Raw genomic sequence first — 24,483 nt, 5'->3', positions numbered from 1 at the left:
TGACATGTTGTTCCTCCGGTAGAGGAAGAGCATGAGCCGTAACTATTATATGTGTCACCGCCAGATGAAGTACTGCTGCATATGGTAGAACAGCCTCCATTAGCGCAAGGGTTTCCATTGTTTCCACCAGGTGATCCTGCTGGTGGAACCGGCATGTAGCCACCCAATACATTTTTCATATGTGCTCTTGTAAGTACTTCTGCACCGCCTATCGCAAGCGCTTTTAATCTTAACTCTTTCATAGTCTTTTTAAATTTAATGGTTTTAAGTAATAGTTTTATTAGCTGCACGAATATCAGCCACGCAGTATGTGGCTTTGTTAAATGATTACATGGTGTATTTTGCGTTACCTCCTTTTTTATTGCCCGGGGAATTCCTGGCATGGGCGTTTTTCTACACGGTGAAAAAGTACTTTAGATCACTTACGCTGTACATTTCGGGTAACTGATAATATGTTGCCTGTCCGTTGCTTTCGTCACTGGCAAGGGCGACGAAAAAGGTTGGGGTAAATTCTATTTTTGTGCTGTCGCACCACGCCTTCATTTCGGCTATCTTGGGGGCTTGCCGGTTCAGTTCGCCATTCATCGGGTACTTGCCCGCAAACTGCCCGTAGTCTTTCGTTTCTGCAAAATACCAATCGTCCAGCGCGTGCTTGGTGACGGTTTCGTTACCTGTTTCGGCAATGGCCAGTAAGTGCTTAACCGGCGGAGTTCTATTATCGTGTTCGTCATTGGTTGCAACAAACAATATCTGCACCTGCACGTCGGGGTTGTTATCTAACAAGTCCTCCATGGGTTGGTGCGCCTTTGCGCAGGGGGTGCAGTAGGGATTGCACACCTTAATCAACTTATAGGCGGCATTGGGGTTGCCCAAAGTAATGCCCAGGCCTGCCGGAACTGCGGTTACTTCTTTCTGTTTTGGCAGCAGGGCTTCAAATACCTGCCTGTTGTGCTTCAGTTTTTGTAGCTTGATAGTAAGTTCTTTGCTTTCTTTCGCCTTTTGCAGTGCAGGCAATAGTATGGCGCTTACTATAAGCGGTATGGCAAAAGCCGCAAGGGCTTGCAAAAATACTACGGGTGTAAACAGTGTGCTAAACGGCATGATACCGTGCCAGCCGCCGATAAGCGCAGCTGCAAATTGCAAGGCAAGCAGCCCCTGTACGCCGAGGCACAGCATGCACCATTGTTTGACAATGTGCCATTGATAATAAATGGAAAAAAAAATATAGGGCAGCGCCAGTGCATTGCCCCAGCTTGCCGTAAATAGCGTTACCGGGCTGGCCAGTCCCAAAAACAGCGGCAGCAATAACAACCCCATAAAATAGCTGAATCCAACAACACTCCAACTGATGCCTGCAATTTTAGCCGCTTTTGATTGCAGCACCGCCCCGCAATTTACCTTGGTTCCGGAACTGCATATTTGATGCAAAGCCGGGTTGTACTGATCGACTTCATACCATAGCAACAAGGTACTGATGGCGCAGCCCGCCAACGTAAAGACTGAAAATATGAAGGGTAGCACGGCACCGCTGCCAACTTGCGCAAACGCCAATATCCCGGCGGAAAGCAGCAGTGCGGGTAAGCATAAAGTTAAAATATATTGCCCCAGGCGCACCCTTTTTTCCGTTTTTATTTTCTCTGCATAGTCCTTTTCGCCCGCCTTTTCCCCGGCTTGAGCCAGTAACACAATTTCCGAAAATCTGCTTGCAAAATCATCTTTGGCAATGGCTGTCCACTGGTGCTTTTCCGAATCGAAAAACCGCACCTGGCTGTCGGTTATCTCCTTCACTACGGTAAAGTACTTGAAGTCGGCTCCGGTTGCCTGTATCTGGGTTATGCACGGAAGCGGAATCTCGGACAGCTTACCGGCATCAGTCTTTATAGCCAGGTTTTCAATGCCGTAACTGTTCAGCACATCACTGATGCTTAGCAGGCTTGGGTTGTCGGGATGTTCTTCAATATCTTTTCTGAGTGTCGTAGCCGATACATCTACGCTGAGTAAAGCAGCAAGCAGTGCAGCTGTTTCGGGGCCGTTGGTCTTCGGTTCAAATAGATTAGAGATAAAGCGTTGCATTGATATGGGTTAGGTTGTTGCCTCTAAATTATAAAATTAATCACTTAAAGAAATTTTTTTTTTAAAATTTCTTTAAGGAAATATTTTTAATGATTTGCGATAAATTACATTAAGCTTTGGAGCTGCGTCGCTATCAAACACAAAAAAGCCCCGGATCGGTTAAATCGGGGCGTTCATTTTTCCGTAGCGCTGCATGAATACAATCAGCGCAATAAGGAAACTTGAAAACAGTTCTGCCGCTTAATCAGATCTGCGAAAAATCAGCTGGCACCAGCATGGTTGAGGTTATTTTGTTCACCAGCAGGGCATCGGCATAATCAGGTACTGCGCTTATTTCGTGCCACTGGGTATCGTTCACAAAATCTTTCCAGTGCGATTCTTTTGCAGCCAAGTCATCAAACGTGATCATATAGGTCAGGTTGGGCCTTTGCGCACCAATTATAGTTTCGCCCCAAAAAACCGGGTTAAAACCCAGGCGCTTAAAAATGTCAATCTCGCCCTGGTCGTTAAACATTTCAATCTTTTTTTTGCCGGCAGCTTCGCTGGCGCTCTGGTATTGGCGCAATTCAAAAATTCGCGTCTTTTTTTGAGGAGCGGTAAGGGCAGGGAAGTGTTTAAATGCCTTTAATAACGAACTTTCAATGCGCTCGTAAGCAGGTTGTGTTGCCGGGGCATTTAGATAAGCGGCGCCGCGGGCCTTAAACTGCGCGTCCTTTTCCAGTCCGTCGGTAGCCTTGCTGAAATGATCGAGGCTATTGTAGGCTGTAAGTGTAAAGATCTTTGTTTGCCCGGTGGGTTTCATTTCGGTGAACACCCCAACGTGTTTTACACCCTGGCGGTTTAACGCGGGGATGGCCGCGTCTTTTAAATAAGTTTCAACCAGTTTTTGCTGTGCATCGTCTTTTAAATTATAAACCCGCAGTTCATAATATTCTGTTTCGGTTACCGGATTATTCATAGCGTTGGCAGTACTTAAAGCGGGCAGGGCTGCAGCAGCCGCGCCGCCAATAATTGAGGACTTTACAAACGAACGTCTTTTCATGATGGGGGTTAAATTTGGTTAGCTAAGATGCTATTAAAATTTAATATTTACACCAGGGTCACGTTTGTGGCACCGCTGATTTTACCTGTATGTTATGATGAAACAATACTTTTAGTTCTCCTGTTCCGCCACTTTTCGCCGAGATGCCGGGTGGGGATGTTGTCGCCCAGTAAACGTCCCCAGGGTTTGAGGTCGTCTATCCGGTCAAAAATTATTTTTAAGACCGCAATAAAAGGGATGGATAAAAACATGCCCGACAATCCCCACAACTGGTTGCCAAGTAATACTACTATAATGGACATTAATGCATTGATCTGCACTTTTGAGGATACGATACGCGGGACAAGGATATTGTTGTCAATAAACTGGATCACTATGTAGGCTATAATTACGCCCAGCTGCGATGAGTACCCATCCTTTGTTACGGTTGCCATTAAAACCGGTAAGGCAATAGCTATGATGCCGCCCAGGTAGGGGATAAGGTTCAATATGGCACCAATGCAGCCAATAAGGATGCCGTATTTAATACCGAGCAATACCAGCGCCGTTGAATTTAAAATGGCTACAATGGTTGTTTCAATTAAAAGCCCCACAATATAGCTTTGGATAGCGCCTTTGGTTTCGCTTAAAATTTCGCCTACTTTTTTTGAGTTCTCTTCAGAGAATACTTCGTACAAAAAATTAAGGATCAGTGTTTTATACAGCAGCATAAAGAAAATATAAACCGGCAGCAGGAAAATGATGCCCAGCGTGCCTAAAACGCCGTTTAAAGTTTTACCTACTATGGCCTGGCTGTTGTTCAGGGTGTCTTTAATCATCTGATCCTGCTTTTCAACGGAGATCTTAAAGCTGCCGGCCACCCACTCTTTAAAGTGAATAGTGATAAGGGAGAACTTTTTCTCGAGCATGGGCAGCGCCTCGCCGAATTGAATAACCTGTGTGGAAAGGAAGTAAAATACGCCGGCTACCACGAAAATAGCCAGCAGCATGGCCATAACAATTGATAATGCCCGGTTTATTTTATGCTGTTGTAACCAATTGCAAAGCGGGTTGAGCAGGATGGCAAAAAAAGCAGCAAACGCCAGTGGCACCAAAATATCTGTAAGCAGCGACATGATATAGATCAATAACACAATCCCGAGCAAAACTGCTGTGCTTTGGATATAGAAAGGCTGATCTTTGATTTTTATAGACATGAAAATATTTTATGAGTGAATACGTTTGAAGGCGTATTTGTTTTAAAAATAATTTATCGCTTTGCTTTAAGTACCGTTATTAATTACTGTCGTCGTTCTTTATGCCTTTTAACAAAGCATAAATTGCCATTGCGTGGCCGTGTCCGAGCGCAAAATCATGCTTAAGGCAAATACCCCGGAGCTATTGCCGGATAATTTTTGCACCACAATAAAACCAAAATACAGGGTATAAGGTTATACTAAAAAAACTCAATTATGTTCCCGGCCAAAACAGCTATACTGTTTGCTACGGCTTATGTGGTAATATACGCCGTAGTTATTAATCTTGACGTACCGGTAATACTGGCTCCTATAGGTGCGGTGTTATGGTTGTTTGTTTTTTTATGGATGGTGTATTGCATATTAAAAGACACGCGCCGCCCTTATCCTAAATTAAAGGAAAATGAGGAGTGGGGCTATCTGGATAAAAACAAGAATGAATTGGGAATGTTCTGACCGGTAATGAGGGTAACGATAAAAAAGATATGAAAATAAAAAACTGGCAATTGGCATTGGCCCTGGGCGTTGGAGCGGCGGCTATCGCAATTAATTTTACTTCGTGTGTCTCTATCCCCAAGGGAGCAAAAGCAGTAAGGCCTTTTAACAAAGACAAATACCTTGGGAAGTGGTATGAAATAGCCAGGCTCGACTTTAAATTTGAAAAGAACCTGGATAATGTTACAGCGACTTATTCGCTTAGGGATGACGGGTTAATTAAAGTTGATAACCGTGGCTACGATTATGTTAAAAATAAATGGAAGCAAAGCGTTGGGAAGGCAAACCTGGCAGGCGACTTAAAAGAAGGGCGGCTAAAGGTTTCGTTTTTTGGCCCTTTTTATGCAGGGTATAACGTTATCGCTATTGACAAACGATACCAATATGCGCTGGTAGCCGGCAATAATCTTGATTACTTGTGGATCCTGTCGCGCGAAAAAACTATCCCGGAGGAAGTGAAAAAAGATTACCTTGAAAAAGCGACGGGCCTTGGGTATGATACCAGTAAACTGGTTTGGGGTAATCAAGACCGCGACTAATCGCATATGAGCATCTCGGAATATACTTGCTGTTTCATTAAAAAGCCCTGAAAAGCGGGCGGCTTATCAATGGAGAAAATGACCAGGGAATAGACGAAAGAATAAGTAAAAGGGCTATGATAAACCAAATAGCCATTGTTTTAAACTTTTCATGACTGGTTGCCTTCTGTTTTGCCTTTGCTGAGCCAATGGTAATAAGTACAATGGCCGTTAACATCACTGTGATATGCTCCATGCCAAAAAAGCGGATCTGCCGTTCATGTACGGCACTCTTAAAGTTATGCAGAAAGTAATTTACAACCGGGCTGATGAAATACAGCCACAGGCCTAATACCAGCTGGATGTGTGCAATAGTGGCAGTAACAATCCTGGTTTTTTCATCAGTATTTGTATAACTTTTTTTGCCAAACAAGCCCCGGCAGGCACGGTAAACAGCAAAAAGCAGGCTTGCTAAAACAAACCAGCGCACCAGTGAATGAAAGGCAAGCAGAATAAGATACATACGATCAGTTTATGCAGGGAGGACGATTGCCACTTCAAAATATTTTAAATTTTCTTCTTTATTTGGGATGAATTTAAAAACCCGGTTTTGGGGCAGGAAACCACCTAATGTGAGCAACCTTTAGGTTGCCATTGAGGCGAATGAAAAACAGTTGCGGCAACAAAGAAGTATTAATAACGGAATATGAGAGAAGCCTGGTTAAGGAACACAAGAAAGTTGCGGTAATTTAAGATGGTAGCCAGATGGCCAAGTTTTGTTACCGCGTCAATATCATTTTTTTCGATGGTTTTGAGGTAAACTATTAAAGCGAGGTAGCTTTTATTGACATCGTTCTTCATTAATTTGGAGATAAATGTCTCCATCAGGTTCATATCCATCCCCGGCGACTGGCCTAGCTGGATGTCTTCATCAGCCAGGCCGGAAAGGCGTTCCAACAGTCGTATTTGAGTTGTTAGCTTCGCCCCGGCTTTTAGCAACTGCATTTTTGCCGGGAAAAACGCATCCATATTGTATAAGAGGTCAAAAAAATTGATCAGTTTTTTTTTGCGGTAATAAAGGCCGTTTAACTCCCCCTGGAAATTCATCTTCAACAAATCCCATTCAGTGGTTTTTAGTGTATTTGTCTGGCTTTCAATTTGCTGAGCTGACGTCATTTGCGTTCTTTTTAGAATAAATTGAATTTACAAGTAAATAACCCGTACGAAAACCTGTAAAAGGTCTGATTGTACCTGTTGAGGGTCATTTTTTTTATTAAAGGATATATGGCGATGAAGCGGGCTGTCAGGAGGCGCAGTTTGGAATAAGAGACGGGCGGCATAAAAGTATTGAGCCTTTAGCGTAAAGCGGATGTGTTGACCCGGATTTGTTTTTTTAGAAATGACAGACCTTTTACAGGCATAAATTGACCGGGAACAGGGTGAACATTAATTGTTTGCTTGGTACCTTACAGTACCCTAATAGCATAACAGCCGGTTTTATATTTTGTTGAAGTAGTAATACTATAATGAATGCTGACATTTTATTTACCAAAAGCTTAATCTAGTGCCATTAAACCAAAAATTAACCCTGTTTACTTTAAAGTATAAAGTAATTGATGCTGAACATTCAATTATTGGTTATTGCGATGCGGAGCTTTCCTATTGCTATGCCAATGATGCACATTGGTACTGGTTTGGGAAGATGCCGGATCAGATAGTCGGAAAAATGTCATTACAAAACCTTCTGGGTCCTTTTCTTTATGGCACCAGCCGTGAATACATAGACAGGGTTCTGCTGGGCAGGCTGCAGGAGTTTGAGTGTCTGGTTGTATTACCCTCGGGCGAGGTGAAGAAGGTGAGAACCAAATATGTCCCGGATATAGAGGACGGCATTGTTATTGGTTTTTTTATATATAGTTTTGACGTAAGGCGATCAGATATATTAGTAAACCAAAACAAACTGCAGCCGCTAAGTAATGAAAATGCGTATGATCATTCTTCTGTTGACTACATTTTAGAGGCGGTTTTACGAGCCCTGAGGGCCAGTATATTAACCGGTTTTCCCGGGATTGTAAAGCTGGCAAAAAGATATTTTATTTCAGAAACTAAACTTAAAACTGAATTTAAGAAAGCATACCACACCACTATTTTTATTTACTATCGCAATTTGCAAATGGAGGTTGCTCACGATTATATTTCGCGGCGATTGGCCAATAAAGGGCAGATGGCGATGAAGTTTAATTTTTCAAATCCTTCTAATTTCAGTGCCTGCTATAAAAGGTTTTTAAGGGAAAAGGAACAACAGGCAGAAGAGGAGGTGAATAGTTTAAACCCACAAAATGCAATTAACCCCGGGCAATACGTGAAATTTATTGAAGAACTCCCCACCGCTGCGGCAGTAGTAAACGCAGATTTTGTATTCTTAGGTGCCAGTCAATTGTGGTATTCCGTGTTTAAACTGGGCACCTGTGATATAAAAGGGAAAAGCCTTTTTGATATTTCGCCGGATCTTAAAGTAATGTATAAGAAAGTATTTACGGAGTGTTTAAACAAAACGGTTACCCATTTGGAGGAAGAATGCCTTGAAAAAGTAGATGGCTCATACGGATGGCTGCGGTGGGACATAAAGCCATGGTACCAAAGCAAGGGTAAAGTTGGCGGGCTTTTGATCTTTGCGACAGACATTTCATCCTTTAAAATCAATACAGGCAAGGCTAAGTATTTTAATCACCTGAATGCAAGTTAGGCGTTAATATTAAGCTTTCATCCTTTAGTGTAGCTCTGCGTAACTCTTCAGGGTAACAAAAACTTGATCCAATGTCTTCCCCTAAAAGTCAGGGCTAAAGCTAAACTTGATGCCATAAGGCGAAGTGCCTGGATGGTTGAGGTAGTTAAACCTTTTGATCACATCAACCCGTAATATTTTAAAGATGTTACCAATGCCTGCGCCTGCCTCAATGTAAGGTGTACTGCCGAGGGCATAGGTGCCGGTGGCGCCGTTGGCTGCTGCCGGGAACTTATACAGGTTTGCGGAGTATAAAGGATTATTCTCATTTCGTAAGCCGCCGTATAGAATTTTAAGCGAAAGATATTCGCGCCATTTCAGATGCTCTACCAGGGGGATCTTATTCAGGAAAAAACCGTTGAATGCCTGAGTAATGTTTAATCCTACGTAATGATCGCTCACAAACTCCAGGTAGTTCATTCGGTTGTAAGCATCCGGATCATAAGCGATAGACTGGTTGGCCGTGCTAATATTAAGCAGCGGGAACGGCACCTTGCCGCTCAGGTAACCGCCCATCAGCGTTACATCGGCATAACCCAGCTGCGAAAAGTAAAAACGCTTGTAAATATTTGCACCGATATTTGTATAGGCGTAGCTGCCGTTCATTATGCCGGTAAAGCCATGGTTAATATCAACATCAAAAATGGGATATTTGCTGTATATGGTGTGGCGCTCCTGGGTACCCTGTAAAATTTGCTCGTGCGGGGCGTATCGTAAATGCAGGTCGGCCTCGGTGGTGGTTAAGTTGTGTACAACGGTGTTATTTGCATCGTTAAACTGGTAAACAAGGGTGCCTGCGGCCTGCTGGTTCCAGTTGCGGAAAGTAAGGTTATATGAAAAATGATTTTCAAAATCCTTTACATAACTTACCCTGAAAATGCGGCTGTAAAGCCAGTAATCCGTTTTGCCGGTATGGAACGAAGATAGTGCAGCCTGCCGGTTGTTGATCACAAAACTGTGCCCCGGTACATCAACGTCGTACAGGTAACTTACCCTGATATAATCATTTGGAAAACGGTAAGGAGGCGTTTTATTTAATGAAAAGTAGGTAATAAGATTATACTTTGCCAGCTTGTCTTTAGTGCCCACAGCACCGTACCCTTCCAGGTAAACGGAGGGGTTAAATTGAGGTGTGGTACGGCCGCCCAGCTGTAAACGGAGACCCTCCTGACTGTTAAACGAGAAGAACCGGCCAATAGGCCCAACCTGCAGCCCGCCAAAGGTGGCGTATCCGCCGGTAAAGGTGGAGGCTAACCACATGGTGCGCTTAAACGACGCCATTTGCTCCAGTCGGCTGATCTTTGAATAAACTTGTGCCTGCTGTCCGCTAAGTGTGTCGGTACGGTGGCTGGCCCAGTAGGCAGTATCATTCTGGTTAACGTTTGGTGCAATCTGCAGGCTTTTGCCCTCGTAAAACTGGGCAGACTGCGGCGCGTTTAGCTTGTAATTGGTGTAAAATACAGTTCGCTCACCAATAACACCCAGCCCTTTAGTTTTTGAGAGGCCAAAATCAGCAGTTACATCACTTTTATTAAGGTAATAGCGCCCGCCTGGATACTGCCCAAAATCAAGCCTGATCTTTAGGCTGCGCATAAAGTTAATGTTGATCTGCTTATTTACATTCAGCTCACAGGCTTGTACGGCGTAGCGGCCATCCATGGTAACCAGCAGTTTTCCCTCAAACAAAAGGTCGCCTTTGTTGCGGGGGGTAAAGCTTACTTCAACCAGTTTGCCGGTGGCGGTTTTTATGGTGTCGGTAATAAAAAACTTATAAAAATCAGGCGCGTGGTTGGCTATGGGGCTCAGGAACTGGTTGGTGATGATGAAAATATTGTTGGAGTAGATATCGAGGTTGTCGCCATAGAGCCGGTTAAGGTAAACGTCCAGCCCGGCGGTATCTACAAATTTGATGATGTTGATCTGCTTTTGAGCATTCAGCACCTGGATAGTTTTTGAAGGCTCTTTGCGGTAATAGTTTTGCGAAAGCTTTTCGCTGAAATAAACGGGGAGCGAGGTTTGTGCCTGCCCGTTAATCTTCAGCGTGGTATCCAGCATGAATTTATATTTGCTGAAAAAGCTGCCATTGATGAACTTTTGCGACAGGTTAAAAAAGCTTAACCCGATGCGCTCATACTGATCGTATTGCAGGTAGTCTGAGCTTTCCATTCGGTTTTCATCCTTATGGTTGATGATCTGCTGGATGAGCGAAACCGCAGGGTTGCCCTTGTTGCGGTAGCGCTGCCTTTTGGCCGATGTTATGGCAACTTCTTTTAACTGGGTTTGGCTGCTGTGCAGTTTAACCTCCAGCTCATTCAGTTGCGCGGGCTGGATGGTTTTTGTAATGCTTAGGTAACCGAGATGCGAAAAGGTTACCTGGCTGAAATTGCCCTGTGCACTTAGCCTAAAATTGCCCAGCTTATCGGTATTGACGCCTTGGCGGCTACCGGTAAAGGTTATACTGATATAAGGCAGCGGCAGACCGGTTGCTGCATCTGTAACCTGGCCGGTAACCTGTGTAACGCCGCCGGCCTTTTTAACACTGTCGGTTTGCTGCGCAGCAACGTTTAATGCCGCCAGCAATAGCCAAAGGCAGCTTAATATTTTTAGTGGCTTTCCGTTTAAAACAGTCAGCGACCCGATAATCCTTTTCGCCTGAAAAGTTAATACGCCCGCACAGATCCAAAAAATGAGTAGCAATTTATAAGTAGCGTTAAAAGTAAATTAGAAATAAAGAAACGTAATAATAAAGCGGTAAAGTATTAAAAGCTTGATTTTTACAGATTTGCAAAGATAAACTTTGATTCTGATTTGTTTTTGAAGAAGCCGCCTTTAAAATATCAGCACACATCCTGTTAATATACAAATGATTAAACCGGGATTTTTGTTTTATTTACTGCTATTATTAGCTGTATGCCGCGGAGTGATCAGGTAGCCCCTCTAAATTTCTTGCGGCAGGGGGGGGGTAGGCCCCGGCTCCACTCAGGCGGTTGTAAGCCATCATCTGTATAAAGGTGCCGATTGCCACTGATGGCGGTTGCTTCATTCGTAACGACGCTTATTTAGCTTGCCCGGTACTTCAGGTTACCCACATCTACGCCTGCAAAAAAACGGCCACTTAATCAACCTTATTAAACGCAATCATAAAACTTAAAATCTATTTGCAAATGAAACAATTAAGCGTATCTTTGCAGTCCCGAAAATGCGGGGTATAATAAACGTTTAATTAATTTAATTTAAAGCAAGTGAATACGTTAAGTTACAAAACTGTCTCAGCCAACAAAAAAACCGTTAACAAACAATGGGTTGTTGTTGACGCACAAGGCGAGATTTTGGGGCGCTTGTCTACGAAGATCGCCATGATCATCCGTGGAAAAACCAAGCCTGATTTCACCCCGAACGTAGACTGCGGCGATAATGTTATAGTTATCAATGCAGACAAGGTAAAACTGACCGGAAACAAATTCAGCGATAAGCGGTATGTTTCTTACACTGGTTACCCAGGTGGTCAGCGTTTCATTTCTCCTAAGGAGTTAATGGCAAAGCATCCAACACGCGTAATTGAAAAAGCGGTGCGTGGTATGTTACCTAAAAGTCGTTTGGGCAAAGCATTGTTTGGCAATTTGCATGTATATGCAGGCGCTGAGCATCCTCATGAAGCACAAAACCCAACAACCATTTAACTTTTAATTTAAGGAGAAAAGAAAAAATGCCAACAACAAACACTTCGGGCAGAAGAAAAACAGCTGTTGCACGCATCTACTTAACAGATGGCAGCGGTGCTATTACCGTTAACGGTAAAGATTACAAAGAATACTTCCCAACATTGCCTTTACAATACATCGTTACCCAAAGCACTGAAGTTTCAGGCTCGGCCGGTAAATTTGATGTAAAAGCAAACGTTGCTGGTGGTGGTGTTAAAGGACAGGCTGAGGCCGTTCGTTTAGCTATTGCGAAAGCTATTGTTGAACTCGATCCTGAAAAGAAACCTTCACTGCGCGCTAAAGGCCTGATGACACGTGATGACCGTATGGTTGAGCGTAAAAAACCAGGACGCAAGAAAGCACGTAAGAGATTCCAATTCAGTAAACGATAATTTAAGGAGGACAACAAAATGGCAAGAACAACATATCAGGATTTACTGGATGCAGGTGTACACTTTGGTCACCTTACCCGCAAATGGGATCCGAAAATGTCACAGTACATTTTCATGGAGCGTAACGGTATCCACATCATCGATTTAAATAAAACCTTAACTAAGGTTGAAGAAGCTGCTGCAGCTATAAAACAGATTGTAAAATCAGGACGTAAAGTATTATTCGTAGCGACAAAGAAACAAGCGAAAGATATTGTTGCTGAGTACGCAAAAACAGTGAACATGCCTTTCATAACCGAACGTTGGTTAGGTGGTATGTTAACCAACTTTGCTACGGTTCGCAAGTCGATCAAAAAGATGTCAAACATCGATAAATTGACTAAAGACGGTACTTACAGCAACCTTTCTAAAAAAGAAAGACTGATGATACAGCGTGAGCGTATTAAATTAGAAACTTTGTTAGGTGGTATTGCGGACTTAAACCGTTTACCTGCTGCATTGTTCCTGATTGACGTTAAGAAAGAACACATCGCGGTTTCAGAAGCGTTAAAGTTGAACATCCCTACATTTGCTATGGTTGATACCAACTCTGATCCTTCAAACATCGACTTCCCTATCCCTGCGAATGATGACGCTACCAAATCAATCTCATTAATTACCGGTATTATTATACAGGCAATTGTTGAAGGTTTGGACGAGCGCAAACGCGAGAAAGAAGACGAAGCTGAAAAAGAAGCAGCCGTTGCGAAAGCAAAAGCTGATGCTCCGGAAGCTATTGTTGACCGCTCTGGCGCTGCCGAAGGCAAAAGAACCCGCAAAGTAGCTGTTGAAGCTGATGCTGCGGTTGAAGATGCTACCCCGACTGCTGAATCAACAGAAGAATAATTTTTAGGTTGTAAGGGTTGTAGATGTTATAAGTGTTAAAACCTTTATAACTTTTACAACCTTTACAACTTTTACAACCCTTTAAAACATACAAAGAATGTCTACAGTACAAATATCTGCAGCCGACGTAAACAAACTGCGCCAGCAAACTGGTGCCGGTATGATGGATTGCAAAAAAGCTTTAACTGAAACCAATGGCGACTTTGAAGCTGCTATTGATTTTTTAAGAAAAAAAGGTGCTAAAGTTGCGGCAAGCCGCCAGGACCGTGAAAGCAATGAAGGTGTAGTTATTGCACGTTCATCTGCCGATGGCAAGTTCGGTGTAATTATCGAGCTTAACTGCGAAACTGACTTTGTGGCTAAAAACGCTGAGTTTATTGCTTTTGCCAACCTGATAGCTAATACAGCTGTTGAAGCCAAGCCGGCTTCTATCGAAGCACTTTACGATTTGACTATTGATGTTGACAGCACCACCGCTAAAATTGGTGACGTTATTATTGACAAAACCGGTAAAATTGGCGAAAAAATTGGTGTATCTAAATACGCAGTTGTTGAAGGCGAAAAAGTTGTTGCTTACATCCACGGTAACTTCCGTTTAGGTGTATTGGTAGGCTTAAGCGCTGCTGTTGCCGGTGCTGATGAAGCAGGTAAAGACGTTGCCATGCAAATTGCAGCGATGAACCCGATTGCTATTGATAAAGACGGTATTGATTCAACCACTATTGAGCGCGAGCTTGAGATTGCGAAAGATCAGATCCGTGCAGAAGGCAAACCTGAAGAAATGGTTGAAAAGATCTCTTTAGGCAAGCTGAATAAATTCTACAAAGACTCAACCTTATTAAACCAGGAGTTTGTTAAGGATCCTTCTAAAAACGTTGCCCAGTTTTTGAGCACCGTTGAAAAAGGCCTAACCGTTACCGCCTTTAAGCGGGTTGCATTAGGAGCTTAAATATTTAATCCCCTTCGTGAAAACGAAGGGGATTTTTTTTTGCCTCACCCTGCCCTCTTCAAAGAGAGGGTTCAGCGATGAGGCTTTTTCAAGTCCTCCCGTTTGGAGAGGATTTAGGTGAGGCGTCCAAAGATTTATTTATATGATAACAGCCCTTCACAATCTTCAACTCATTTCTGATGGCCGCATTACCGCCGGCAAGGTGGTTTTAATTTCAGGCCGGCAAATTGTTGCCATTACCGATGAAAGCGCCATGCCTGATGGTGTTGAGCAGATTGACCTTAAGGGCGCATACCTTGCACCCGGCTTAATTGACCTGCAGATTTATGGCAGCGGCGGCAAACTGTTTGCGGGAACACCGGAAGTGGATGCGCTGGAACGCATGGAAAACGACCTGCTTAATCAGGGAACCACCGGCTTTTTCGCTACCATAGGCACCAATACCAATGACATTGTGGAGCAAGGGATTGAATCGGCTAAGATTTACCGCGAACGCTGTAGAGGGAATTTCTGGGGACTGCACCTGGAAGGGCCGTATCTTAACCCGGTGAAAAAAGGGGCCCATCCGGCAAACCTCATCAAAAAAGGCACCCTTGCCGAAGTGAAACGGTGGGTGGAGCAGGCTGATGGTGTTATTAAAATGATGACCATAGCCCCCGAACTGCAGGACCAGGAAGTGATTGACTATTTGCAAGCACAGGGGATCATCCTTTCTTCGGGCCATAGCAATGCTACTTACGCCGAGGGGAAGGCATTTCTTAACAAGCCCATCCCCGCGGTAACGCACCTTTTTAACGCCATGCCGCAAATGCATCACCGCGAGCCGGGCTACATTCCCGCTATTTTTGAGGAACGCCCTTACACAAGCATTGTTGCCGACGGCATCCATGTTGATTTTGCCATGGTGCGACTGGCGAAGCGCGAACTGGGCGACAAACTGTTTTTAATTACCGATGCGGTTACAGCCGCTACCGAAGGCACCTATCAGCACCAGTTTACCGGCGACCGCTACGTAATGCCGGATGGCACACTTTCAGGGTCGTGCCTTACGATGTTAAAGGCGGTGCAAAACTGCGTGGAAAAAGTGGGCATAGAACTGGCCGAAGCCCTTAACATGGCATCGTTATACCCAGCCCAGCTAGCCGGACTGCCCCAAAAAGGAAAGGTTGCTGCCGGCTGTGACGCCGACATGGTTGTTTTTGATGCTGATTTCCGGGTGCTGGGAACAGTGTTTAGAGGGGAATATTTAAAAAAATAACTAACAGAAAAAATAACAAGAATTGCCGCTCACCCTCTCTTCCGCAAGCGGGAAAGAGGGCGAAACAGATTAAAAGCTCAACATGGGCACACTTACCCATGCGGCAATAATGGTTTAGCCTTTTTAAAGCACTATTACTTAACAAAGTAGATATAAAATTTTAACACTGATTATATTTCTATATTTTTGACCAATTTAACTACCTCATGGCATATAAAAGGATCCTACTAAAACTTAGCGGCGAATCGCTGATGGGCGATAAGCAATACGGAATTGATAACAAGCAGGTTTTACAATATGCCCAGGACATAAAAGCGGTAAAAGACAAAGGCATTGAAATAGCCATTGTTGTTGGCGGCGGGAATATTTTCCGCGGTTTAAGTGCCGAAAAATCGGGTATGGAACGCGCCCAGGCCGATTATATGGGCATGCTGGCTACCGTAATCAACTGTATGGCCCTGCAAAATGCCCTTGAAAGCATTGGCGTTGAAACCCGGCTGCAGTCGGCCATAAAAATGGAGCAGATCTGCGAGCCTTACATCCGCCGCCGTGCCATGCACCATTTGGAAGTGGGCAAAATTGTGATCTTTGGTGCCGGCACCGGTAACCCTTATTTTACTACAGATACAGCCGCATCCCTGCGGGCTATCGAGATAAAAGCGGACGTTGTACTGAAAGGTACCCGCGTTGACGGCATCTATACCGCCGATCCGGAAAAAGACCCTGCAGCAACCCGCTACGACGAAATTTCTTTCCAGGAGGTGTATGACAAAGGCCTTAACGTGATGGACATGACCGCCATTACCCTTTGCCAGGAAAACAACCTGCCCATTATTGTATTTGATATGAACAAGCCGGGTAACTTTATGAAAATTGCCGATGGCGAAGCTATTGGTACTTTAGTGAAGTAAGGGAAGGAAAAAGTATTACCTTATCCTCACCATCACACGGGGTCGGCTGGCTGTAAGGTCACCATCAACATAAAGGTTCGTTATTATCCTCACCATCGCGTCATTGCGAGGCTGGTTGCTTGCAACAGCTTCGAAGCAATCTCTACGCTATCGATGCATGGGAGTAAAAAAGGATGTGGTAGCTAATCAGGCTGGCTGCAAGGTCACCAACAGCAAAAAGGTTCGTGATTGTCCTCAGTAGAGATTGCTTCGTTCCTCGCAATGACGCGTGGAATGGGCTGGCTGCAAGGTCACCATTAGCATAAAGGTTCCTCATTTCCCTCACCATCACGTCATTGCGAGGCTGGTTGCTTGCAACAGCTTCGAAGCAATCTCTACGCTATCCACGCATGGGAGTAAAAAGCAGGTGGTAACCAATCGGGCTGGCTGCAAGGTCACCATCAGCATAAAGGTTCCCGATTGTCCTCAGTAGAGGTTGCTTCGTTCCTCGCAATGACGCGCGGGATGGGCTGGCTGAAAGGTCCCCATCAACATAAAGGTTCGTGATTGTCCTTAGTAGAGGGTTGCTTCGTTCCTCGCAATGATGCGCGGGATGGGCTGGCTGTGAGGTCACCACTAGCATAAAGGTTCGTGATTGTCCTCAGCAGCGTTTGCTTCGTTTCCCTGCAATCAAGCCGTAAAAATACCTCGTCCAAAATCCCTCTTTTTTAAAATTTCGTAATTGCACGTAACCAACCATTAATTAAATGAAGGCTGTTTGCATTTTACTGATCAGTTTTTTTACGCTTTTTACCACTTTGCCTAATAAAACAGTGGCCTACGTAGATAGCAAACGCTTTGGCGGTACCTGGTATTCTTTATACTCAATCCCCACCATGTTTGATAAAGGCAGCAGGGAAACCACTACACATTATACCTTAAACAAGGATGGCTATTACGATGTGGTGACCACCTGCATCAAAAATGAGAAAGGCGAGCTCCGCACGGTAAAATCAAAGATCTTCCGCGTTGACGGCACTACCGACGGTCAAATGAAAGCACAGTTCATCTGGCCTATAAAAATAGACTATTGGGTGGTAGATCTCGCTCCCGACTATTCCTGGGCAGTGGTGGGGCACCCTGACCACCGGTTTTTGTTTATCATGAGCCGCAAGCCCGAAATGGATAAAGCCCTGCATGAACAGATCGTAGCCAAATGCAAGGCCATGGGCTACCCGGTAGAAAAATTGGTTTCGCAGGGGTTTAAAGGGGCGGAATAAGGCTCCCTGTCATCCTGAGCGCGAGCGAAGAGTCTTCTCCTCCGGACAGGTATGCGCCTGATAAGCAGCACGCAGACCTGCCACCGTTAATATTGCTTGCAGAAGATCGTTCACTGCGTTCAGGATGACAAAAGAAGTTCCTGTCATCCTGAACAGTCTTAAATTACAGCAGATTTTTCTGCATAAACTCTTCCGTAAACTGGGCGACGTATCGGTCCACATTATTCCGAATCTCTTCCAGGTCGCGGTTTTCCAGTTTGGCGAGGATCTGCATCAGCAGCAGGTTGTTTATTTTGTTATAGGCATAGGTTGACGCAGCACTGTTGATGATGGTGGCGTTCAGGTTTGCCGGGCCATTCTGCAGGCCGGCATTTAATTTGTCGTTTTCCAGTTGATCGTTCATAACGGTTTTGGGGTATTAAATTTATGTGTTGTTAAGGAACGGGGAAGATGCAGAAAAGTTTTGTGATGAGGAGTGAAAAATTCGCTGGCGAAAAAGTTTGGAGGTTTTCTGGGTGATTTTTGGTTGCGAGGTAAAGTAAAGTACTTTATATGGAATTTTGGGGAATGGGCAAGGTTTAATTGTGGCGAATTTGCCATAATTAGAAATATGAATATTGGGTGTTTATAATTTTTGTCTTTTTATAGAGTTTGCGGCGAAGTGAAAAAATGAGGAGGCATGAAATTAACTTTGAAATTAATTGGATGCCCTCTCAGTCACAACCAGTGACACGAATATAATAAAGTCAAGCCACTTTTATAGTTTTTTCACCTTCAACTTTAGCGTAGTATAATGCCTCTGTGATATCAGATTGCGAAATACCTGACCTTAACATATAAGATGCATATTTTCTAACTACGTCATTAGTTAATTCATCACTTAATGAAATACAATATTCATAGTTGGAGTCTTCACCTAATAAAGAATTCTCCTCGATGGTTGAATAACTTGTTAGATCGATTTTGCCGCCATGAAAAGAAGGCGTAGGAATTAAAAATCTATATTTATGCCCTGTATTCTGCGGATTATCATTAATATAATTATAAACAGTCTTAGTGTCTTTACTTAGATCGCTGATGTTTCTTTCTGCCAAGGGATCAATGTTGCAAACCAAATATTTACCGCCGTTATTACCATTGTTGATATCGCATCGTGGAGTGATTACAATTAGGCTGTTTTTACTTCCCTTTTCCTTAAAAATATCCCCTGTCCAAACGGAAAAGTCACTCTTTCGTCTGTAATAATGTTCTACGGCATTGATTTGTATTTCTTCAATTTTATTAGACGCCTCTGTTTTTTTTGCAGATAATAGATTTTGATACAAAGAGCGAATAGCTATTCTTTCAAAGACAGATCGCGTTCTTTGTTTAAAATTCTCATTATTAGCACTTTTTATAGACTCAATGATTAGACTTATTTCGTCACCTCTAAACTGATCAATAAATGCTTTATGAATTTGAACAAACATTTCGCTTTCTATAAATCCATTCGGTGAGAATATGTCTAAAAATCCAGATTCATAAAATAAAAAAATCTTGTTAACAATATTTTCTAAAGAATTATGGCTTTTATCAATTTTAAAAAGTGTTCCTAAATCATCATAACCTTCAACTGTATGTGCAAAAGCACTATGAATAAAAATAGGAATTGGATATTTTTTATAATTTTCCTTTATATCGTCTAAAATGTCAAAATTAAGAGATTCGGCTTCTTCTTTCGAAACCGATAAGTCGAAAATTAGGACTTTAACTTGACTCATAATATTAGGGTCTTTTAGGGCTTTCCTAACTTCCCCCTTAGTCGCGCACTCAACAACTTTTATATCGACACCCATTTTACTAAGGGTCTCCTGATAAGATTTTCTGATGGCAGCATCATCATCGAAAGCAATAATCATATTTTAAGGTTTTAAAGGTTTAAGTATAAAAGCGGGGCCATAATCATAGTTTTCACACCATATTTCCCAATTATTTGTGCTAAGTAAACTTCTGGTATAAGCCAATCCTAAACCAGTAGCGTTTTTAACTTTCTTATGTGTTACTCCGTAATTAAAAATATTCTCTAATTCACCAATTTCTATTTTGGGACCATTATTGGATATTATCAATTCATTATCTATTCCTTTCTTGAATAGAATTTTTCTTTCATCATTCTCTACAGATTTTAACCAGTATATTGAATTATTTAAAATATTTAGAAATGAAATCCATAAATGATATTCGTGATCATTTATTTTAAACTCTCTTATATTATCATCTATATCAACGGAAATATTATAAGTTATAAAATCTTTGGTCAATAAATAACAAACTTTATCAAAAGTATCAACTGGCTTAAAATTGCTTTTTCTTGAAATTCCAATTGCCGGTTGAAGAGACTCTTTTAAATGGTCCAATGTGGCAATGGCGCTTTTGATGCCTGTCATTTCAGATAATATTTCATTTCGATCTTCAAGCTTGTTGATTCGACCAACAGGAAATTTCATTGAAAATAAACATTTGCCAATAAGCATTATTGGCTGTGACATCTCATGGTAAACTAACTCAAGTCCGCTGCCAAGAGTTGCTAACCGTTGTGAAAAACTCAATGAGTTTTCTAAGTTATCCAATGTAGTTGAAATTTCATTAAGATAAACTTCAGCTTGACTAATGACAGTTTCATCTTGCGTTATTTTTTTTATAAAATCTAAAAATCTCGAAGAATCGGGTCTATCATGTTTACTTATAGCTTTTCTTCCCAGCCCGTGCTTTTGTCTATAATTATATCTTTTTTTGCCAACTTCCAACAAAATAGATCGGAGCATTTTTTTGAACGTGATAAAGGCCTCATTTTCAAAAAATCCCTCGCGATTTGTCTTTTCGCTTAACGAATCATTTTCAGGTGAAAAAAGAAATATGTTGCCGATCAATTGATTAGTACCGATGACTGCAGTAGGATTTTGAACACGCATTTGCCCCAATTCCATCCAATCATTACCTTCATCCCCATAGGGCTTAACGCCAAAACCATCCTTTGAAACCCTCAATCCTACAATGTCGTCTAGTAAATACCCAGCGCTTCTCCTATTTGGGGCACCTAGAAGCTTCGCAAGTTTATCCAACGCATCTGGATCCCGGTCAAAAACACGTATGTCAAAATAAAACTCACCTACCTTGTTGGTGTTATTTATATCTTGGAGCACGTCGATATTTCTAGTTCTTAAATATTCCGTTGAAAAAACGTCGTCTCTTGATAACACAAACGAATCGTTGAACGAATCTTCAATTAGTCGATTACAATAATATAATCCATTAATAGATCCATCTTTTGAAACTTTTCCTAAAACTCTATAGTCGAAATTTGACAAAATGGAATATTCTTCGATTTTTATGAAGTTCCGGGTATCTCCTGCAGATCTTATTAGATTACATCCAAAGAATAATTCAAACGTACTTTCTGGAGTTGCTATCTCATACTTTTTTTCTAAGATATTTTTATTAATAAGTTCATCTTGAATAACAGAATTTAATATTAATGGCGTAATCAGAATTTTCAACGATTGTATTAAATCAATATTTTGAATTTCTGTATCTCCATTCAAAAATTCATCTTCGACTATAGTTTTGATGGAATCGTCTAATTCTTCAACGATTATTATTGTTCCCTCTTTAAAATTAGTTAGTTTATTATCAAGTAAATATTTACTTAAATCATTGTTGGAGATTCCATTTTTCTTTTTAATAACCCGTTCATCTGCAAGTAAAGCATTTGCTGAGTTAGAACTGCCGCCAGGAAATTCGATGTGACTCAGTAATGCTTCTGCTTTAAAATCCTGTCTGTCAATCACAAGCCAATTGTAATCAGACTCGTCAGATGTTTTTGTTATAACAGTAAGATATCTACCTAACGCCATAGCAGCTAATCTTCCAATCCCTTTAGATCCTAGAAAATTTCTTTGAAATATTTTACTTTTTGAATTCCCTAACCTTTTATGGCTAACCGAAGGTTGTAACCAATCGCCAAATAGCGTTTTACTATTCATTCCTAATCCGTTATCCGAAATAGCAACAAAACTCTTTGAATTGTCTTTATGGTAATTCACGTAGACTTTACAATCAGTAGCATCTGCATCATATCCATTTTTAACAAGCTCGTTGATAGCGGTTGTTGGATGACCTATTAGTTCTTCGCCCATCTGAATTATTGAGCGCGCCCCCGGTTCAAACTTATAATTATTTAGATTTTCCATTAAAATTTGCTTTTAATTGGCTTGTTTTATGCTCTATCTGTTAGTTTTAAGGATTAGATTTTGTGATTAGTCAAGTTTAGGATTTTTATATTACAATTTAAATTTAAGAATAGAAACCATAATTACGTCTGTTTAATGGAAGTAAAATTTATAAAATTTTCTAGTGAAAGTATTTTTGGCTGATACTCTTCGGGAAAACTTCCTATGTAAGGCTTGGGAACGACTAGTCTTACGCCCTCTTTATACATCTCATTCAACTGGTTTTTAGATATTCCCTGCTGTAACGTAAATAAATGTTTTATCTCAATTCTATTCGCCTCATTTATAATTTGTCGCCATCTGTCTTTGCACGTAGTCTTTGAGGCAAGGAAAATTAATTTCTGAGAATCATAATTTGAGTCATGATAATATTTCCCACCCGGGAATATGAAATCAGGTTTTTTATTATCTTCAGTGATTACTTGGGGATCATATAGTAATTCAAATTTATTGAATACTTCTGCCAAGTGAAGTTCCAAAGATTTTCCGGCGCGACTTTTCCTTCTGTTCAATATTGTATTAGCTATTTCAACTAATTCCTCTACACTTTTAAAAGGTGTTTTTATCTTTTCAGAATATACTTTAAATTCGATCGACTTAAATAATTGATATTCCGTGTCCAACCATTTTAATAGATATTTATCTGGTTCGCTTTTAATATTGTTATCTGTAATTTTATAGGATATATTATAACAATCTCTCGCATTTTTAGACAGGCTGTTAGTTGAGGGAAAATCGGTTATAAATGACTTATTGTAGGATAGGAAGCATTCCAACAAGCTATCCTCAGCATTAAAAGATTCCGTTTTTTCTATTAGTTTGTTCGTTTCGTTTGATGAAATATTAAATACAGTAAAAAAATTTTCTATGTCGTCGTCTAAAGTTAAAACAAACCCTTCGTAATAGCCCACATTGATTTGGGAAATTATCAGTAAATCTCCCACGTTATCTTCTCCTAAAAATGGAAAGCCCTTACCAAATCGCGTCAATCTGTATTCATTTCTCGTGCCGGTCCCATAGTAAATAAATCTGCTTGTGGTTTCAAACTCATTCTGCCACCTGATTGTTACAAATCGATCTTTATTGCTGCCTTTTACTCCTGCTGTTTCAAATAACAGTGAAAAAGAGTTTTTGGGGATGTAAAAGCCACTTTGGTGAGCGCCCGTCCCTCCTGCATCATTTGCCGAAATAAACTTGCAAAATGACTTGAGAGATTTTTGAACAGATAAAATGGCTTGTTCTGCAATGCTATTCATGCTGTAGTAAGTTTACAATTTCTTTTCCAACTGCCTGGATAAGTGGTGTTACAACCGAATTACCAAACTGTTTATAAGCTTGATTATCCGAAACAGGTATTCTGAAACTTTTCTTTCCTTTATTTACAGGATAACCCTGCAATGCTGCACACTCATCAGGTGTTAATCTTCTTGGGGCAGATCCGTTCTGTGGAATAAGAATTTCTGCACCATCTTTATAATAACGGGCACTCATTGTTCTGCTTATTCCATCCAAATTGACAAGGCCAAATCCAAAACCATTACCTTTTAGTTTATGCTTCTTAGCATACTCCTGCAGGTAATTCCATAAGTGATCTGACAGTGTATATTTAGGATCGACATCTTCTTTAAGAATGGATTTTATTTTTTTGTTGGCTTCAGGAAGTTTAACTAAGTTAAAGTCAAATGAAATATCCTCGCCAAAAACTTTCTTATCGAAGCCTACCATTATAGTTCTGTCACGATGTTGAGGAACAAAGTGTTTTCCATTTAGAACCCTATGATCAAATGAGTATCCCAAATCCAACAGCGTTTGTCTTATTACTTTGAAAGTATTGCCTTTATCATGAGATACAAGATTTTTTACATTCTCAAGAAAAAATGCCTTGGGCCTGTGTTTCTCAATAATTTCAGCAACATGAAAAAATAAGTTTCCCTGTTTTTCATCCTCAAAACCGTGTTTTCTTCCAAGGCTATTTTTTTTAGACACACCAGCGATTGAAAACGGTTGGCAGGGAAAACCTCCACACAGAACATCAAATGTCTTCGGGATATAAGATTTTGTTTCTTCTTTAGTTATGTCACCGAAGGGGGTTTCACCGAAATTAGCCAAATATGTTTTTTGAGCATATTTATCATATTCAGAACTGTAAAGACAAAGGCCACCTAAATTTTGTAGCGCTAATCTAAAGCCACCTATGCCCGCAAACAGATCAATAAAAGTGAATTTTTCTGCTCCCGGTTTTGGACCGGGGAACGGTATATCATTAACGTCAAATAGTTCTTTTTGTATTGCCTGATATAATACTTCTGGCTCCTGAAAATTTCCATAACTATTTTCAGTTATATCATAAGCTTTCTCTTTGTATACATCGTTTTTAGTTACCACATAATGAGTAAGCACTGCCGAGTCAAGTTCATTATTAACAATGTTTGACTTTGCCTGGGATGGTTTTGCTGCCATTAGTTAATCCCCCCTTCAAAAACTTCACTGTCGAAAAAATCTCTGATAGTCGCGTCTAGCGCACAGATTATTTTTTCAAGATTTATTACAGAAACGTTTCTTTTCCCGTTCTCTACCTCATTGACATACGTCTTATCTATCTCTGCCTTAAAGGCTAAAGCTTCCTGGGTGAGTTTTAAATTTGTTCGGTATTCCTTTATGCGCAGGCCGATTTTCTTACGAATATCCATAGCTGCAAGCTATCTCGTATTC

Annotated in this window: 23 protein-coding genes; 10 read left to right on the top strand and 13 right to left on the bottom strand. The window is 41.4% G+C overall.

What is annotated here, in order from left to right; genetic code table 11:
• Nucleotides 1-393: 393 nt before the first annotated feature.
• The 4 genes from MuYL_RS21785 to MuYL_RS23380 all read right to left on the bottom strand — a co-directional run bounded on the left by MuYL_RS21785 (nucleotide 394) and on the right by MuYL_RS23380 (nucleotide 4,483).
• The gene (locus tag MuYL_RS21785) at nucleotides 394-2,073 is read right to left on the bottom strand and encodes a vitamin K epoxide reductase family protein (protein WP_094572558.1); all 1,680 of its coding nucleotides are present in this window, start codon (nucleotides 2,071-2,073) and stop codon (nucleotides 394-396) included.
• 244 nt (nucleotides 2,074-2,317) lie between these two features.
• Entirely contained in the window at nucleotides 2,318-3,115 is a 798-nt protein-coding gene (locus tag MuYL_RS21780; RefSeq protein WP_094572557.1) for an NIPSNAP family protein, read from the bottom strand.
• A gap of 92 nt (nucleotides 3,116-3,207) precedes the next feature.
• Entirely contained in the window at nucleotides 3,208-4,311 is a 1,104-nt protein-coding gene (locus tag MuYL_RS21775; protein WP_245845684.1) for an AI-2E family transporter, read from the bottom strand.
• A gap of 79 nt (nucleotides 4,312-4,390) precedes the next feature.
• The gene (locus MuYL_RS23380) at nucleotides 4,391-4,483 is read right to left on the bottom strand and encodes a DUF4287 domain-containing protein (protein ID WP_157741101.1); all 93 of its coding nucleotides are present in this window, start codon (nucleotides 4,481-4,483) and stop codon (nucleotides 4,391-4,393) included.
• A gap of 83 nt (nucleotides 4,484-4,566) precedes the next feature.
• On the opposite strand from MuYL_RS23380, the gene MuYL_RS21770 reads away from it, so the two are divergent.
• Entirely contained in the window at nucleotides 4,567-4,806 is a 240-nt protein-coding gene (locus MuYL_RS21770; RefSeq protein ID WP_094572556.1) for a hypothetical protein, read from the top strand.
• Nucleotides 4,807-4,835: 29 nt separating this feature from the next.
• Complete coding sequence (locus MuYL_RS21765; protein WP_094572555.1) at nucleotides 4,836-5,384, top strand: lipocalin family protein; 549 nt, start codon at nucleotides 4,836-4,838, stop codon at nucleotides 5,382-5,384.
• A gap of 37 nt (nucleotides 5,385-5,421) precedes the next feature.
• Here MuYL_RS21765 and MuYL_RS21760 read toward each other — a convergent pair whose 3' ends face one another.
• Nucleotides 5,422-5,886: a hypothetical protein gene (locus MuYL_RS21760; RefSeq protein WP_094572554.1), complete on the bottom strand. Its 465-nt coding sequence runs from the start codon at nucleotides 5,884-5,886 to the stop codon at nucleotides 5,422-5,424.
• Nucleotides 5,887-6,056: 170 nt separating this feature from the next.
• The gene (locus MuYL_RS21755) at nucleotides 6,057-6,539 is read right to left on the bottom strand and encodes a hypothetical protein (RefSeq protein ID WP_094572553.1); all 483 of its coding nucleotides are present in this window, start codon (nucleotides 6,537-6,539) and stop codon (nucleotides 6,057-6,059) included.
• A gap of 388 nt (nucleotides 6,540-6,927) precedes the next feature.
• Here MuYL_RS21755 and MuYL_RS21750 point away from each other — a divergent pair, with 388 nt between their 5' ends.
• Nucleotides 6,928-8,109: a PAS domain-containing protein gene (locus MuYL_RS21750; RefSeq protein WP_094572552.1), complete on the top strand. Its 1,182-nt coding sequence runs from the start codon at nucleotides 6,928-6,930 to the stop codon at nucleotides 8,107-8,109.
• 81 nt (nucleotides 8,110-8,190) lie between these two features.
• Here MuYL_RS21750 and MuYL_RS21745 read toward each other — a convergent pair whose 3' ends face one another.
• Nucleotides 8,191-10,845 carry a DUF5686 and carboxypeptidase-like regulatory domain-containing protein gene (locus tag MuYL_RS21745; RefSeq protein WP_094572551.1) on the bottom strand — a complete coding sequence of 885 codons (2,655 nt, stop codon included), beginning with the start codon at nucleotides 10,843-10,845 and terminating at the stop codon, nucleotides 8,191-8,193.
• Between the two features lie 545 nt (nucleotides 10,846-11,390).
• Here MuYL_RS21745 and rplM point away from each other — a divergent pair.
• The 7 genes from rplM (at nucleotide 11,391) to MuYL_RS21710 (ending at nucleotide 17,503) form a co-directional block, all read left to right on the top strand.
• Nucleotides 11,391-11,828: a 50S ribosomal protein L13 gene (gene rplM / locus MuYL_RS21740; RefSeq protein WP_094572550.1), complete on the top strand. Its 438-nt coding sequence runs from the start codon at nucleotides 11,391-11,393 to the stop codon at nucleotides 11,826-11,828.
• A 26-nt stretch (nucleotides 11,829-11,854) separates the two neighbouring features.
• Entirely contained in the window at nucleotides 11,855-12,241 is a 387-nt protein-coding gene (gene rpsI / locus MuYL_RS21735; RefSeq protein WP_094572549.1) for a 30S ribosomal protein S9, read from the top strand.
• An 18-nt stretch (nucleotides 12,242-12,259) separates the two neighbouring features.
• Nucleotides 12,260-13,126 carry a 30S ribosomal protein S2 gene (gene rpsB, locus MuYL_RS21730; protein WP_094572548.1) on the top strand — a complete coding sequence of 289 codons (867 nt, stop codon included), beginning with the start codon at nucleotides 12,260-12,262 and terminating at the stop codon, nucleotides 13,124-13,126.
• A gap of 97 nt (nucleotides 13,127-13,223) precedes the next feature.
• Entirely contained in the window at nucleotides 13,224-14,075 is an 852-nt protein-coding gene (gene tsf, locus MuYL_RS21725) for a translation elongation factor Ts (RefSeq protein WP_094572547.1), read from the top strand.
• A 142-nt stretch (nucleotides 14,076-14,217) separates the two neighbouring features.
• Complete coding sequence (gene nagA / locus MuYL_RS21720) at nucleotides 14,218-15,333, top strand: N-acetylglucosamine-6-phosphate deacetylase (protein ID WP_094572546.1); 1,116 nt, start codon at nucleotides 14,218-14,220, stop codon at nucleotides 15,331-15,333.
• 206 nt (nucleotides 15,334-15,539) lie between these two features.
• Nucleotides 15,540-16,244 carry a UMP kinase gene (gene pyrH, locus MuYL_RS21715; protein ID WP_094572545.1) on the top strand — a complete coding sequence of 235 codons (705 nt, stop codon included), beginning with the start codon at nucleotides 15,540-15,542 and terminating at the stop codon, nucleotides 16,242-16,244.
• Between the two features lie 746 nt (nucleotides 16,245-16,990).
• Entirely contained in the window at nucleotides 16,991-17,503 is a 513-nt protein-coding gene (locus tag MuYL_RS21710; RefSeq protein ID WP_094572544.1) for a lipocalin family protein, read from the top strand.
• 163 nt (nucleotides 17,504-17,666) lie between these two features.
• On the opposite strand, the gene MuYL_RS21705 is transcribed toward MuYL_RS21710, so the two are convergent.
• The 6 genes from MuYL_RS21705 to MuYL_RS21680 all read right to left on the bottom strand — a co-directional run bounded on the left by MuYL_RS21705 (nucleotide 17,667) and on the right by MuYL_RS21680 (nucleotide 24,461).
• Nucleotides 17,667-17,906, bottom strand: a complete 240-nt coding sequence (locus MuYL_RS21705; protein ID WP_094572543.1) for a hypothetical protein — start codon at nucleotides 17,904-17,906, stop codon at nucleotides 17,667-17,669.
• 343 nt (nucleotides 17,907-18,249) lie between these two features.
• Entirely contained in the window at nucleotides 18,250-19,401 is a 1,152-nt protein-coding gene (locus MuYL_RS21700; protein ID WP_094572542.1) for a response regulator, read from the bottom strand.
• A gap of 3 nt (nucleotides 19,402-19,404) precedes the next feature.
• Nucleotides 19,405-21,732, bottom strand: a complete 2,328-nt coding sequence (locus MuYL_RS21695; protein ID WP_094572541.1) for an ATP-binding protein — start codon at nucleotides 21,730-21,732, stop codon at nucleotides 19,405-19,407.
• 122 nt (nucleotides 21,733-21,854) lie between these two features.
• Nucleotides 21,855-23,027, bottom strand: coding sequence for a type II restriction endonuclease (locus MuYL_RS21690; protein WP_094572540.1), 1,173 nt, complete (start codon nucleotides 23,025-23,027; stop codon nucleotides 21,855-21,857).
• Nucleotides 23,020-24,231: a DNA (cytosine-5-)-methyltransferase gene (gene dcm, locus MuYL_RS21685; RefSeq protein WP_094572539.1), complete on the bottom strand. Its 1,212-nt coding sequence runs from the start codon at nucleotides 24,229-24,231 to the stop codon at nucleotides 23,020-23,022. The genes MuYL_RS21690 and dcm overlap by 8 nt, the downstream gene beginning before the upstream one ends.
• Complete coding sequence (locus tag MuYL_RS21680) at nucleotides 24,231-24,461, bottom strand: helix-turn-helix domain-containing protein (RefSeq protein WP_094572538.1); 231 nt, start codon at nucleotides 24,459-24,461, stop codon at nucleotides 24,231-24,233. The genes dcm and MuYL_RS21680 overlap by 1 nt, the downstream gene beginning before the upstream one ends.
• Between the last annotated feature and the right edge of the window lie 22 nt (nucleotides 24,462-24,483).

The sequence above is a fragment of the Mucilaginibacter xinganensis genome, from assembly GCF_002257585.1.
Taxonomy (GTDB): domain Bacteria; phylum Bacteroidota; class Bacteroidia; order Sphingobacteriales; family Sphingobacteriaceae; genus Mucilaginibacter; species Mucilaginibacter xinganensis.
Note: the sequence above shows the minus strand (reverse complement) of the source record. Positions and strands in the feature narration are given on the sequence as shown.